The sequence below is a fragment of the Bacillus cereus group sp. MYBK139-1 genome (assembly GCF_051916915.1).
In the GTDB taxonomy this organism is placed as follows: domain Bacteria; phylum Bacillota; class Bacilli; order Bacillales; family Bacillaceae_G; genus Bacillus_A; species Bacillus_A pacificus.
The window spans coordinates 1,672,735-1,686,736 of record NZ_JBQAHO010000001.1 but is presented as its reverse complement, the minus strand read 5'-3'; the positions used below and the strand labels follow the sequence as shown (position 1 = coordinate 1,686,736).

The following is a 14,002-nucleotide window of genomic DNA, read 5'->3' as shown; positions in this document are numbered from 1 at the left end:
AGGTGCAGAAGATGAAAAAAATGATAGCAATATGTCTTCTTACAACGATGTCATTTTCGACTTTAGTCGGGTGTGATGTAAAAGATAGCAATACTGTTCAAGAGTCTAAAATAAAGAAAGCAACGTATAAAGAGTTTACTTATGATGTCAATCCAGAGACTTTCACGTTAACTGTAGAACATGATGGTGTAAAGGAACAGGCGTCACAGCCCTTGCCGAAAATGAAGGTGTCGAATGTAAAAAAAGATAAGGATCGTACATCTTGGGAATATCCAGATCAAAAAGTAAAAGTGAGTCTAGAGAAGAAAAAAGATCACTTAAATATCGAAGTGGAATCGACTGGTGCAGAAAGCTTTACTTGGCCGAAAGTACAAGCTGAAAATTATACACTTCCGTTATGGGAAGGGAAGCAAATTCCGAGTAATGATGGAAATTGGAAGAAGTTTTTAAAGGATGATGCATATTCATTTGCTGAATCATTTTCTATGAAGTTTTTCGCGTTAAATGGTTCTAAATATTCGATTGTATATATTGCGAACAATATGTTTAATAATGAATTAAAATTTCATTCGGATCCGAAAATAGGATTTGATTTTACACATGAATTCCCGCGTATAAATAAAAGTAAAACATATGGATTTCAATTATATGTGACAAATAATGATGCAGTCAGTATTGCTAAACTGTATAAGGATAATATTGCTGGAAAAGGTGAATTTAAAACATTACAAGAAAAGGCTAGAAAAAATAAAGAGATTGAAAAACTTTATGGTGCGGCTCATTTTTATTTTTGGAATCAAAATGGTTTGTCTGACAGTAATGTAAATTGGGCGAAGATAAGAGAGCAAATAAATAGTCCTGTATTTAGCCATATAAAAGAACTTATCCAAAAGAATAGTTCGGAGTCTGGGGAATTGAATGTATTAGATCAAGTAAGTAAACAAGATTTCATTGATAAGTATCAAAAAAATGTTATTTTACGTTATATAAACGAAGTGTTATCTATGAAAGAATTTTATAAAGAGGATATTTTTCAAAACGTTAATCAGGAAGCTAGTGTGCTATTAAAGAAAGGCGTAGGTCACTTAACGAATACAGAATTGTATAGCTTAAATAAGCATTTATTAAAGTCGCTACTTGGTGATGCGGTTGAAGAGGTAAGTAAATGGGGTAATGCAGATGGAACGGACATACTAAAGGAAATGAAAGAGGCAGGAATAGAAAAAGCGTGGATTGGTCTGCCGAACTGGGAACAAGGATTTATGCAACCTAATTTCGTGACAAAAGCTAAGGAAATGGGGTATTTAGTTGGTCCGTATGACTCATATCATTCCATTCACGAAAAAAGTGATAAAAATTGGAACACAGCATCCTTTAATGACCCATCATTATACGAAGAGGCTACTGTAACGAAGAAAAATGGAGAAAAGGTGCAAGGGTTTTTAGGGAGAGGGCGAAAATTAAATCCAACTTTATCTCTGCCTAGTGTAAAAGAACGCATGAATGATATATTACAAAATGGTCCTAAATATAATTCATGGTTTATTGATTGTGATGCGACAGGTGAAATTTACGATGACTATTCAGCGAAACATATAACGACACAAGAGCAAGATTTAAAAGCAAGACTGCAACGAATGGATTATATTGCACAAGAAAAAGGTATGGTAGTGGGTTCTGAGGGTGGAAATGATTTTGCAAGTAGCACGATTGCATTTGCTCATGGTATTGAAACGCCTGTAATTAAATGGGACGATGAAGATATGAGGAAAAACAAAACAAGTCCGTATTATGTAGGCGGATATTGGTCACCGAATCAAAATGTTCCAGAAAAATATGCAAAACAAGTACCGTTAAAAGAAGAGTATAAACAAGTGTATTTAAATCCTGTATATTCAGTACCGTTATATAAATTAGTATACAATGATTCTGTAATTACAACGCATCACTGGGAATGGGGAAGCTTGAAAGTAAAAGATGAGGTCGGAAACCGTATGCTATACGAATTATTGTATAACGTTCCTCCGTTGTACCATTTAGATGAAGTAGAGTGGAATAAGCATAAACAAGAAATTACGCAGCACCTGAAAGTTTGGAATGAAGTTCATGAAAAGGCAGTAAAAGAAGAAATGACGGACTTTGCATATTTGTCAGAAGATAAGTTAGTACAATCAGCTTCGTATGGAAAAAATATTAAAATTATTGTGAATTTCTCAAATGAAGAGATAGAAATACAAAAGACGAAAATAAAAGCAAAATCAGCTTTCATTAATAATCATGGGAAGAAAACAATGTATACACCGTTTGAGAAAAAATAATATGAAATGTACATTACTATATTCGTACGGATTGTATTACTAATTTTGTTCTTTATTTTTGCTGCCCATTAAAGTCCGATTGGTGAGGGCTGAAGAAAACCCCACTGATTAAAGTTTCACTTTATCGGGGAATTGAACGATTCGAAATGAATGAATTTATAAATCGGTAACTTTGGAAAATGCGAAATGCGAAATGTTAAATATTTGAAGTTGAAAAATAGTGACTTGCCAAAAATAAGCACGAGAGTATAATGTGAAATGGAGTACATATTGGATTTGCGCAGTAACATTACAAAATTGTAAGGTAATTGAAAGGAAATTCAATATGAAGGTTAATAGACTTGCATTATAATTGGGAAAGAGAAAGAGAGGCGAATGGATATGAGCTCTGAATTAGAACAGAATACGAGAAGCAGTAAAAAACGTTCTAAAAGAAAGTCAATAAAATGGTTCATTTTAATTCCGTTTTTCCTACTTATTTTTGGTGGAGTAGGATATGGATCGTTAATATATAATAAAGCAAAAGCAGTAGTAAGTGATGCATATGCACAAATTGATAAATCATCGAAGCGTGATAAAGAAGTTGAACCTTTAAAGGATAACATTTCAATTCTAATCATGGGTGTTGATGGTAGTGAAATGAGAAAAAGTCAATACGGAGAAGCTGTTCGTACAGATGCACTCTTATTAGCGACAATTAATAAAGATGATAAATCAGTTAAATTAGTAAGTATTCCGCGTGATTCACGTGTATATATTCCATCTAGAAAGAAATTAGATAAAATTACACATGCACACGTATTTGGTGGTGTTGAAAGTACACGCGATACAGTGGAAAGATTTTTAAATGTTCCTGTTGATTATTATGTGAAGTTTAACTTTGAATCATTCGTACAAATTGTCGATTCACTTGGTGGTATTGATATTGATGTACCAGTTACTTTCACAGAACAAGATAGTAAAGACCAAGCTGGTATGATCCATTTAGAAAAAGGTTATCAACATTTAAATGGAGAACAAGCACTTGCACTTGCAAGAACGCGTAAAATTGACAGTGATGCAATGCGTGGTCAAAGACAACAACTTGTAATTGAAGCAATTGCTAAAAAAGCGATGTCTGTTCAATCTATTAGCAAAATGGGCTCTTTACTTGATGCGGTTGATAAAAATATGAAAACGAACTTAACTTTCGATGATATGCTTGCTATTACGAAAAATATGGCAGGATCTAATTTGGAAATGGAAAAAATGCAAGTGGAAGGTACGGATAAACGTATTGGAGGTATTTATTATTACATTCCAAATGAAAAAAATGTAAAAGATATTTCGAAAAAATTAAATGAACATTTAGGTGTAACACCAAAGCCAGCTCGAAATGAATAATAAAAAAAGATTGGCCTTTGCCAATCTTTTTTTATCGAGATGGATTAGCAATTTTTCTGTAACGATTTTTTATACTTAATTCATTTCAATTTATATAAACAAAAGGTGCAATTATACGATATACTAGAGGAGACGATTTGGCAATTAACTCCTAATGCTGAAGAGAAGTAAATGCAATTCATCAAAACTATAGAACGAATTGAATTGATAGGAGATTGAAATAGGCTAAAGCAAATTTTCTTGAATATTGTTCAAAATGCCATTAAATATTCACATAAAAATGGTAAAGTATATATTGAAGCGACTAAAAATGAAGGACAAGCAGTGATAAAGGTGAAAGACGAAGGGATTGGAATTGCTAAAGAGCATTTACCATATATAGAATAGTCATTTTACCAGATTAATAATCATGCTACAGTTGCGGGTCTTGGTTTAGCTATCGTTAAAAAAATGGTGGAGCTTCATGGAGGTACAATAAATATTATAAGTAAAGAAGGAATAGGAACGACCATTTTGATAAAACTCCCATTATAATACATATAAAGTTTGTTTTATATAGTGTAATAAAATAAATAGATGTATAATTATATTGGGTGATTTATATATAAGATTAATAGGGAGAGGAATTCGATAGAATGGAAAAAGCTTTTAAAATTAAACGAGTAGTATTCGTTTTAATAGCGATTGCAGCAGTAGCTATTGGGTATTTCATGTTTCAATCCATTACTTCACCAGCAAAGGCTGTTGCAAAACAAGAAAATGTAGTACAACTCGCAAGTGAACAACCAAAAGTAGAAATGAATAAAACGGCACCAAGTCGTTTTAATGGCAAGGAAAGAAAAGTTGCTTATCTTACATTTGATGATGGCCCAGGGAAATATACGGCTGAATTATTAAATACGTTAAAACAACATGATGCGAAGGCGACATTCTTTTTAATTGGAGCGAATGTAAAAGAGTTTCCAGATTTAGTGAAACGTGAAAATGCAGAAGGTCATTATGTAGGAATGCATAGTATGACGCATAATTTTGCAAAGTTATATAAAAATGGCGAGTATGTAAATGAGATGAAAGAAGATCAAAGTTTAATCGCTAATATTATTGGGAAATCACCTAAATTAACACGTCCACCATACGGTTCAATGCCTGGATTAAATGAAAATCTTAGAAATAAGGTGGTAGAAGGCGGCTTTAAAGTGTGGGATTGGACAATTGATTCATTAGACTGGAAATATAACAAAATGCAAGTTGATGCAGCTGCAGCACAAATTGCTCAAAATGTATTAACAAATGCAACAAAACCACAAGAAGTCATTTTAATGCATGACATTCATCCACAATCAGTTGCTGCTGTGCCAGCAATTTTAAAAGGGTTAAAAGAAAAGGGTTATGAGTTTGAAGCTTATCATGAAGAGAATCACTTCCCAGTGAATTTCTGGCATGATAACCGTATGTAATGGAGGAATGAACGTTGAAGTATGGAAAAGTAGCAGTAGTTGGAGCACTATCAGTCGGACTATTAACAGGTTGTTTTGGTGAAAAACCAGAAGAAAACTTATATACAGCTTTTGAAACAGCGGCGACACAAGAAAAATCATTGGTTGATGAAGCGAAAAAATTAGAGAAGTTAGAGAAGGAAGGCCAAGAACTATATTCTCAAATTTTACAAGAAGGTAAAGAGCATAATGACGCTGTTATGAAGAAAATAGAGCAAGCTACTGCAAATGTAGATGATCGTGAAAAAGCATTGAAAAATGAGAAAGAAATGCTAGAAAAAGCTCAGAAAGAAACAAAATCTGTTCAAGGAAATATAGAGAAGCTTGAAGATAAAAAGTTACAAAAACAAGCGAAAGCAGTAGAAGAGTCGTATAAAAACCGTTATGATGCATTCCAAAAGATGAATGAAAATTATACGAAGGCGTTGGCGACTGAAAAAGAACTGTATGAAAAATTAAAAGTAAAAGAAACGAAATTAAAAGAGATTGGTGAAAAAGTTAAAGCTGTTAATGAATTAACTGTGGAAGCACAAAAATCAAAAGAGCAATTTAACAATTTTACAAAAGAGTATAATGACAGTAAATTAGCATTCTACAAAGATGCAGAGATTAAGATTAAAGATCAGAAATAAAGAAGAATCTTAAACGTAATAAAAAGCCGGGGAAACATCGTCACAAATGTTTTTTCGGTTTTTTACGTTAAACGAATAGAAAAGACTGGAATTGATATCATAAAAGAGTTATAGTGAATTATTCTAAGGGAAACATTGTTAAGTAAGGAGAATGGAAATATGTCATATGAATTTTTACTCAAATTAGGTTTAGCACTCTTTTTAGGATTATTCATCGGGATAGATAGGCAACTAAAGAATAAACCACTTGGTGTGAAAACAAGTATGGTTATTTCTGTAGCAAGTTGTTTAATTACGATGGTTTCAATTGAATCTGTACATGTATATTCTGTTCCAGGGCATACCAATATGGATCCAATGCGTCTAGCTGCTCAAATTGTGAGTGGAATTGGTTTTCTTGGGGCAGGTGTTATTTTACGAAGAAGTAATGATGTTATTTCTGGATTAACGACTGCCTCTATGGTGTGGGCTGCTTCAGCTTTAGGTATTGCGATTGGAGCAGGATTTTATCTGCAAGCGACGGTTGCTATGATTTTAATCATTTTAGCAATTAATGTACTTCCGCAACTTGTGAAAATTGCAGGACCGTATTCATTAAGACAAAAGGACTTATCTATTAAAATTACTGTAAAAGAGCATCATGAGTTAGATGGTATATTTAAGCAGATTAAAAATTTAGGAATGCATGTAAAACGCGTGAAGATTAAGGATATAGATAGTGGAGCATTTCAGCAATTAGAGATGGTTATTTTAGCTCCAGAAGACTTGTATACGACGGAGTTATATAGTTCCCTAAAAGAGATTGATCGAGTAGTTTCAGTTGAAGTGGAAAGTAGATAATGGTGATAAAAAAGAGTGAAGTGAATTTACTCTTTTTTAATTTGGATTTTTAAGGAAAAAAATTGATATAATGGTGAATAACAAGGGGGGAGAAATGATGGAAATACATATTAGAAGAGCGATAAAAGATGATATACCAGGTATAGCAAAGGTCCACGCTGATAGTTGGAAAACGACATATAAAGGCATATTCCCTAACGAGATTTTAGAAAATATAACATATGAGCAACGGGAAAAACAATGGGAAAATATTTTTCAAAAAGAATGTAATCATCAATTTAGATTTGTAGCAGAGACGTTAAATGGAGAAATAGTTGGATTCATCGATGGAGGAGCAGAAAGAACTGGTGCATATAATTGTGATGGAGAATTATATGCGATCTACCTTTTACAAGAGTATCAAGGAATGAAAATAGGACAAAAGTTATTTCAAGCTTTACTATCTGAATGTATAAAAAATGATATGCAATCACTTTTAGTATGGGTTGTTACGAATAACCCTTCTAAAACGTTTTATGAAAAATTTAATCCAGAAAAAATTGATACAAAATTTTTAGAAAGATTACAGGTGGAAGAGACAGCGTATTGTTGGAAAGATATTAATAATATTATTATGTAAAGTATATGTTTGAGAGAGGTATACCAATTAAAGTATACCTCTTTTGTTTCACTCGAATGGTTTGGACATAATGCGAAAGATATATGAAAAGAAGAAATGGAAGTACTAACAAATAGAAATTTAGAAGTAGTAACTTCTTAATGCCAACTACTCCCACTGAGATAAAGCCTTTCAGTGGGGGGGGCTTACTGCCCATTAAAGCGGGATAAAATGATCTAAGAGTCTCTCATTGTAGAGACTCTTTTTTAAAATACGAATAACCAAAAATTACCATGTATTTAAATTAAAATTTAACACAATTTATATATAAATAAGGAGGTGATTGGTAATGGCTAGAAATCGTAATTCTAATCAATTAGCATCACATGGAGCACAAGCGGCTTTAGATCAAATGAAATATGAAATTGCACAAGAGTTTGGTGTACAACTTGGCGCTGATACTTCTTCACGTGCAAACGGTTCTGTAGGCGGTGAAATTACAAAACGCCTTGTAGCGATGGCAGAACAACAACTTGGTGGCGGATATACTCGCTAATTGTAGAAGGTTATAGGAGAAAGGAAGGATTCTTCCTTTCTTTTTTTTTCAATTAATTGGTATGGATATATTGTGAACTGGATTCAAAGAATAGAAATAATACTATATTTCCCCCAATTTCTTTTGTTGTAAATGGGAAGTAGTAAAAATGTAATAGCCCTGGTGGAATGAAAAGTTACGTTCCAGCAGGGCTATTATATGGTAAGAAATATATGATGAAAGGTTTCGAAGCCAACATGTTAAAAAAAGAAAACTGTTGTTTGATTGCGCTTGCATCAGTTCCACTAGTTATGACATTAGGGAATTCAATGCTCATCCCAATCCTGCCGACTATTGAAAAGAAATTACATATTTCATCATTTCAAGTATCCATGATTATTACAATTTATTCTATCGTAGCCATTCTACTTATACCGATTGCTGGTTATTTATCAGATAGATGGGGACGAAAGATGGTAATGGTTCCGAGTTTGCTGATTGCGGCTATAGGAGGAGCGATAACTGGTTGGGTATCTTGGAAAGTGGATAATCCCTACACTTGGATATTGATTGGTAGAGCGATTCAAGGTATTGGTGCTGCTGGTGCAATGCCAGTTGTTATACCGTGTGTTGGTGATTTATACAAGGATGAAAAACAAGTTAGTACAGGTTTAGGAATCATAGAAACATCCAATACATTTGGGAAAGTTCTGAGCCCTATTTTAGGGTCTGCTCTTGCTGCCATTGTATGGTTCTTACCCTTTTGGGCGATTCCAGTTTTATGCGTAGTATCAATTGTTTTATTACTTGTTCTAGTAAAGGCAAAGAAACAAGAAGGAGAAGTACCACCACTTAAAGAGTTTATAAAATCAATTCTTACTACGTTTCGTGAAAAAGGAAGATGGTTAATTGCCATTTTTGCATTAGGTGCAATTATTATGCTTATTTTATTCGGAATTCTCTTTTATTTGTCAACTATACTGGAATCAAAGTATGACATTCATGGTATATGGAAAGGGTGTGTGCTTGCGATCCCATTACTTGTACTGTCAATTAGTTCCTATATGGCTGGTAAAAAAATCGGAGATAATCAAAATGTGATGAAGAAGTGTATTTATATTGGTTTTTTAATGGCAGCTGCATCAGTCATCATTCCTTTATTTATAAAAGGGATTTATTTACTACTTCTTTGTCTCGTTATTATGGGGATAGGAATTGGTATGGCGCTCCCATGTTTAGATGCTTTAATTACACAAGGAATTGAAAAGGAGCAAAGGGGAACGGTTACGTCATTTTATAGTTCAATGCGCTTTATCGGTGTAGCAGCTGGACCACCTCTATACTCTTTTTTCATGAAAGGTGCTGACCATGAAGTATTTTATTTAACAAGTATATTCGCTGGGATCGGTGCTGCTATAGCAATCATTTGGATTAAACCAGCAAAAGATGCAAAGAACGTAAAAAAGAAACCAGAACCTACTTCATAATTTGTAAGAGAATTGCATGATGTTTTCAGTAACATGCAATTCTCTTTCGTTCATTAGGAATAAATAACTTGTTTTAACATATAAAGTGCAACACTCCATATGATGAGACCAGAAAATTTATTTAATAATACGATTGTCTTTCCGGTTGAGTCTAGCCTTTTTAGAAATTTCCCCGCTAAAGCTAAGCTTATAAACCAAATCCAAGAAACGATAATAGTTGCAAGTGTGAAAGCCCATTTTTCATTTCCTATGTATTGAATAGAATTGGTTCCAATTACACCGATCGTATCTAAAATTGCATGTGGATTTAATAACGAAACCGATGCGGCGAAAAGGATTTGCTTTTTTAAGGGCATACTTTTTTCTTGTTTTACATCGTTGGAAGGGTTACTTCTCCAAATAACAAAGCCCATGTATAGGAGAAAGAAAAATCCAATTATATATAACGAGTTAGTTAGCCAAGAAAAAGTAAGGAGTACAAGGGAAACACCTTGTACCGCTATCAATATGAGTAACGTATCACATATAGAGGCAGTTAATACGACAGGGGCTGCCCTCCAAATGTTTGGTTGGCTCGCACCTTGGTTAAAAACGAAAACATTTTGGACGCCTAACGGAATAATAAGACCAAATGCAAGAATGATACCATGAATAATTGCTTCACCCATCATATTACCTCCTATTTAAATTCATTATGATAGTGTATATTGTATAGAAGAAATGAAAATTTGTATCCATCCATATGGTTGGGGAGGTTACCAACCAAAAAGAATGTAAGGTGATATGATGGAAAGAATCGTTTGGAAACCGAATATGTCTCTAGCGACGCCTCTATACAAACAAATAGAAATGTATATAAAAGAAAGAATCGTTAATGGAGAATGGACTGTTGGAACGAAATTACCTTCACAAAGAGAATTGGCATATACATTTGGTGTGAATCGAAGCACAATTGTAATGGCTTTCGATGAACTAGTTGCCAAGGGGTACATTGAAGGGAATGGCAGGAAAGGAACAATTGTTGTAAATAATAATGTGAATGCCTCCACATACACACCCCCGCCTAATTGGCAGTCTTATGTAGAAACAGGACTTCATTATCCGAATCTGCCTGCTATTCAAGAAATAAATCAAGCTGAATTTGATCCGCATGTAATTCGTTTAGGAACAGGTGAGCTCGCGCCAAGTCTTTTACCTGAAAAAAAGATGAGAGATATTATAAATAAACTTTTAGGATCCAAGATGATACTTGGCTATGAAGAGCCGAAAGGAAATCTCTCTTTAAGGAAGAAGGTTGCAGACTATTTAAAAGGACATGGTATATATGTAACGCCTGATTCTATATTAATTGTTTCAGGAGCAATTCAAGCTTTGCAACTTATTTCTATGGGGCTTCTTCCAAAAGGGGCATCCATCTTATTAGAAAAACCATCCTATTTATATTCGCTTAATGTTTTTCAATCCGCAGGAATGCGTCTCATTGGAATACCAATGGATGAGAATGGTTTACATACATCATATATTTCGAAATATAAGAAACAATTTAATGCATCTATTTTATATACAATCCCGTCTTATCATAATCCGACGAACTTTAGTATGAATACGAAGAAACGAATAGAAATGATGGAAATATGTAATGAAATTGGGTTGCCAATTATAGAGGACGCAGTGTATCAAGACTTATGGTTTGATGAGCCAGTTTCAAAGCCTTTAAAAGCATATGATAAAAATGGAATTGTACTACATATCGGGAGTATGTCTAAAGTTATTAGTCCAGGATTAAGAATTGGATGGATTGTTGGATCTGAGCCTGTTATTCAAAGATTGGCAGACATAAAAATGCAAACAGATTATGGATCGAGTTCTATATCCCAGCAAATTGCAGCGGAATGGTTTACAAATGGATCGTATGATGAACATTTACAGTTTGTAAGAACTAAGTTGAAAAAACGCAGAGATTTTATGTTACAAATGTTAGAGAAATATTGCCATGATATAGCAACTTGGTATGAACCAGCAGGTGGTTTTTATATTTGGTTACATATGAATATCTCCGTTTCAAATCGTAGCTTATTTGATAAAGCTTTGAAAGAAAAGGTTTTATTAAATCCAGGTACTTTGTATGATAGAAATGCAAATCAATTTTTGCGTCTATCATATTCATACGCAACGTTAGAAGAAATTGAAATGGGGATAAAAAAACTTGTACGTTTAATGAAAAAGTAAGAGGAGAATATAATGAAACAATATGTAATTTGTCAAATTATCAATGGAAAAAAATATTTAGCTGCTTATGCGGAGACGAAGCAGGAAGCAATTGAAAAAGCAGAATTGTTAGGATTACGAACGGGAAATCGATACACCGTTATTACTGCAGAGGAAGCAGAAGGGTTAACTTATCCTTAAACAACGTATAATAATGATGCAGAAAGTAAATAAGCTTAGTAATATATTATTACTAGGCTTATTTTTTGAAAGCGTTACGTGTTCTCGTATAAAAGATAATAATATTATGAGTCAAGTTGACGGAAATAACGATTTGATTTTCGATCCTGATTTCCGTTTCTATAGTTATCAATATATTGTCTGAAGTTCCACGATTGTAAAAACTTATTTGCGGCGTTATAACCAGAATTGTATAGCCACTCTTTTTCTTCCATTGTTAACTCAAAGTTTGTACTAGTAATGGACCCTGTTGGGATTGTAATTGTTCTTGCTTTTGATTCCTTGTCTAAATGACGTAAATCATGGGCTTGCATCATTGTTTTAAAAAGTCCTTTGAACATGGAGATAGGCTCGTTGTAGTGGGCTGGGTCAGCTTGAATCTCATCTTTTACGAAATGAAACCCAAAAGTCGGCCAGCGGGGAGAAGTAGGAGAGTCGAAAATCCAAATTGGATAATTGCTTAAAATTCCTCCGTCAACCATATAACAAGGTTGCTTCCATTTTGGGGTTCTCCATTTTACCGGTTCAAAAAAGAAGGGGATTGTACTACTCATTCTTACAGCTTTAGCAATAGAGAAGCGATAATTTAAAAATCCGTAGTTTGGTAAGTCATCGGGAAAGATAACCATTTTACCATTACTTATATCAGAAGCGATAATTTTAAGCTTATTTAAATCAGGTAAATCTGTAAATAAGTGAACTCCTTTTTTTCGCAGTAATTCTTCAATCCATTCTTCTATAAAAATATTAGAGTAAATACCAAGAGTAGTCCATGCGCTTAATCCTTTTCCGATAAATGGGATTCTGTCAATAAAGGTTTTCTTCGTAAATTTATTATAATCAATATTTGTTATAATCGTTTTTAGCTCTGAGCAAGAGTATCCTGCTGCTAGGAGCGCAGCGATAATCGAACCAGCTGATGTTCCAGCTACACGTTCCCATTCATAGCCTTTTTCAGCTAACGCGCAAATTGCCCCCACATGCGCAATTCCGCGTACACCGCCTCCTTCAAAAACACCATCAATCTTCATAAAGCATACTTCCTTTCACATAAAAAATTTGAAAATGGCAAAAAAGCACGTATTGTACGTGCTTTTTTACAATAGTTTTTAAATTTACTAGCAGCCTACAAAGCCGCCCCAACAGCTAGCTCCGATGATGATTAGAAGGATGAATAAAACGATTAATAAAGCGAAACCTCCATAACCACATCCACCACAACTACCGCCGTAACCGCCGTAACCGCCGTAACCGTAACCGCCGCAACTATATCCGTAACCCATGTGGAATTCCTCCTTATATTAAAAATAAAAATGAACGAGGGGAAAATGTACTGGAAGAAATAATGAACTATCGTGTTTGTAGGAACAATGTATACTATGCTTTTTTAAACTTGTTCGCGTATGAAGGAAGAGCCCGTTTTTTCGGAGGCTTGTTGTTTTTATAAAGAATGGAGTATAATTTTTGTGCGATGATATAAATAAGTATGTAAATATAAGGAGAATGTATGAATAAACAAATTGAAGTATTAATTGATAAATATGGGCTGACGCATTTAAAAGAGGAACTTATGAATACTGTATTTCCTTGTATAAAAGTTGTGCCAAAGCAGGAGGAAACAGTAGCGATAGGTAGTTCGAAAATGGGAGGGGTTCCTGACTTGCCATTTACATTTGAATATCCAACGCATAAAGGAAATCCGTTACAGTTTATTGCACAATTTAATTTAAAGGATTTACAAAATGTTGGTATGGTTCATGATCTTCCTAAGACAGGGATGTTATATTTCTTTAGCGTTGAAAATTACTTTGAAGAAGATGTGAATCCAACCGAAGCGGGACGTGTGTTTTATTATGATGTTCCTGTTGAGCAATTACGGAGAGCGGATGAATTGCAAACGAATTATAACCAGTGTGCGACTACTTTTGAACTGACATATAAATTGCCAGAGCTTTTCATTGAAGATGAGGATGATTCAGATCGTTTCTTACAATTACTTGAAGAGCTAATCCCAGATAACTACGATAACCATCAAATATTTGGTGAGCCATTTTCTGTACAAGATGAGGTATTGTACGAAACTGGACAGTATATGGAAATAGACCCACAGCAAATGACGCTTTTATTCCAAATTGACTCAGATACTAAAAATTGTAATATGATGTGGGGAGATTTAGGGATGCTTTATTTCTGCATTGGAAATGAAGACTTGAAAAATCGACGTTTTGAAAATGCATGTTGTGTATTACAAACTTGTTAAGGAAG

Annotated in this window: 14 protein-coding genes and 1 pseudogene; 12 read left to right on the top strand and 3 right to left on the bottom strand. The window is 34.0% G+C overall.

What is annotated here, in order from left to right; translation table 11 throughout:
* Window positions 1-11: 11 nt before the first annotated feature.
* The 9 genes and pseudogenes from ACTFRS_RS08640 to ACTFRS_RS08600 all read left to right on the top strand — a co-directional run bounded on the left by ACTFRS_RS08640 (window position 12) and on the right by ACTFRS_RS08600 (window position 9,289).
* Window positions 12-2,318, top strand: coding sequence for a glycoside hydrolase (locus ACTFRS_RS08640; protein ID WP_139867616.1), 2,307 nt, complete (start codon window positions 12-14; stop codon window positions 2,316-2,318).
* Window positions 2,319-2,699: 381 nt separating this feature from the next.
* Entirely contained in the window at window positions 2,700-3,701 is a 1,002-nt protein-coding gene (locus ACTFRS_RS08635) for an LCP family protein (RefSeq protein WP_139867614.1), read from the top strand.
* Window positions 3,702-3,782: 81 nt separating this feature from the next.
* Window positions 3,783-4,235 (top strand): annotated as a pseudogene (locus tag ACTFRS_RS08630) (sensor histidine kinase); the annotation flags it as partial.
* Between the two features lie 101 nt (window positions 4,236-4,336).
* Window positions 4,337-5,158, top strand: a complete 822-nt coding sequence (locus tag ACTFRS_RS08625; RefSeq protein ID WP_139867612.1) for a peptidoglycan-N-acetylglucosamine deacetylase — start codon at window positions 4,337-4,339, stop codon at window positions 5,156-5,158.
* Between the two features lie 14 nt (window positions 5,159-5,172).
* Window positions 5,173-5,829 (top strand): YkyA family protein, encoded by a 657-nt coding sequence (locus ACTFRS_RS08620; protein ID WP_139867610.1) that lies wholly within the window; start codon window positions 5,173-5,175, stop codon window positions 5,827-5,829.
* Window positions 5,830-5,988: 159 nt separating this feature from the next.
* On the top strand, window positions 5,989-6,669 hold the full coding sequence (locus ACTFRS_RS08615) for an MgtC/SapB family protein (RefSeq protein WP_000119508.1): 681 nt from the start codon (window positions 5,989-5,991) through the stop codon (window positions 6,667-6,669).
* Between the two features lie 94 nt (window positions 6,670-6,763).
* Entirely contained in the window at window positions 6,764-7,288 is a 525-nt protein-coding gene (locus ACTFRS_RS08610; RefSeq protein WP_139867608.1) for a GNAT family N-acetyltransferase, read from the top strand.
* A 328-nt stretch (window positions 7,289-7,616) separates the two neighbouring features.
* Window positions 7,617-7,823, top strand: coding sequence for an alpha/beta-type small acid-soluble spore protein (locus ACTFRS_RS08605; RefSeq protein WP_000113545.1), 207 nt, complete (start codon window positions 7,617-7,619; stop codon window positions 7,821-7,823).
* A 236-nt stretch (window positions 7,824-8,059) separates the two neighbouring features.
* Window positions 8,060-9,289, top strand: a complete 1,230-nt coding sequence (locus ACTFRS_RS08600) for an MFS transporter (RefSeq protein ID WP_139868130.1) — start codon at window positions 8,060-8,062, stop codon at window positions 9,287-9,289.
* 53 nt (window positions 9,290-9,342) lie between these two features.
* Here the strand turns inward: ACTFRS_RS08600 and ACTFRS_RS08595 are convergent, their stop codons facing one another.
* Window positions 9,343-9,957, bottom strand: a complete 615-nt coding sequence (locus tag ACTFRS_RS08595) for a LysE/ArgO family amino acid transporter (protein ID WP_139867606.1) — start codon at window positions 9,955-9,957, stop codon at window positions 9,343-9,345.
* A 115-nt stretch (window positions 9,958-10,072) separates the two neighbouring features.
* Between ACTFRS_RS08595 and ACTFRS_RS08590 the strand changes: the two genes are divergently transcribed.
* Together ACTFRS_RS08590 and ACTFRS_RS08585 are read left to right on the top strand one after the other, a co-directional pair.
* Window positions 10,073-11,518 carry a PLP-dependent aminotransferase family protein gene (locus ACTFRS_RS08590; RefSeq protein WP_440023747.1) on the top strand — a complete coding sequence of 482 codons (1,446 nt, stop codon included), beginning with the start codon at window positions 10,073-10,075 and terminating at the stop codon, window positions 11,516-11,518.
* Window positions 11,519-11,530: 12 nt separating this feature from the next.
* Window positions 11,531-11,698 carry a DUF3933 family protein gene (locus ACTFRS_RS08585; protein WP_049112887.1) on the top strand — a complete coding sequence of 56 codons (168 nt, stop codon included), beginning with the start codon at window positions 11,531-11,533 and terminating at the stop codon, window positions 11,696-11,698.
* A 104-nt stretch (window positions 11,699-11,802) separates the two neighbouring features.
* Here ACTFRS_RS08585 and ACTFRS_RS08580 read toward each other — a convergent pair whose 3' ends face one another.
* Together ACTFRS_RS08580 and ACTFRS_RS08575 are read right to left on the bottom strand one after the other, a co-directional pair.
* A complete protein-coding gene (locus ACTFRS_RS08580) occupies window positions 11,803-12,768 on the bottom strand; it encodes a patatin-like phospholipase family protein (protein WP_000686819.1) in 966 nt (321 codons plus the stop codon).
* Between the two features lie 87 nt (window positions 12,769-12,855).
* Entirely contained in the window at window positions 12,856-13,020 is a 165-nt protein-coding gene (locus ACTFRS_RS08575; protein ID WP_073540752.1) for a YjcZ family sporulation protein, read from the bottom strand.
* Window positions 13,021-13,244: 224 nt separating this feature from the next.
* On the opposite strand from ACTFRS_RS08575, the gene ACTFRS_RS08570 reads away from it, so the two are divergent.
* Entirely contained in the window at window positions 13,245-13,997 is a 753-nt protein-coding gene (locus ACTFRS_RS08570; protein ID WP_139867602.1) for a YwqG family protein, read from the top strand.
* The last annotated feature ends 5 nt before the right edge of the window (window positions 13,998-14,002 follow it).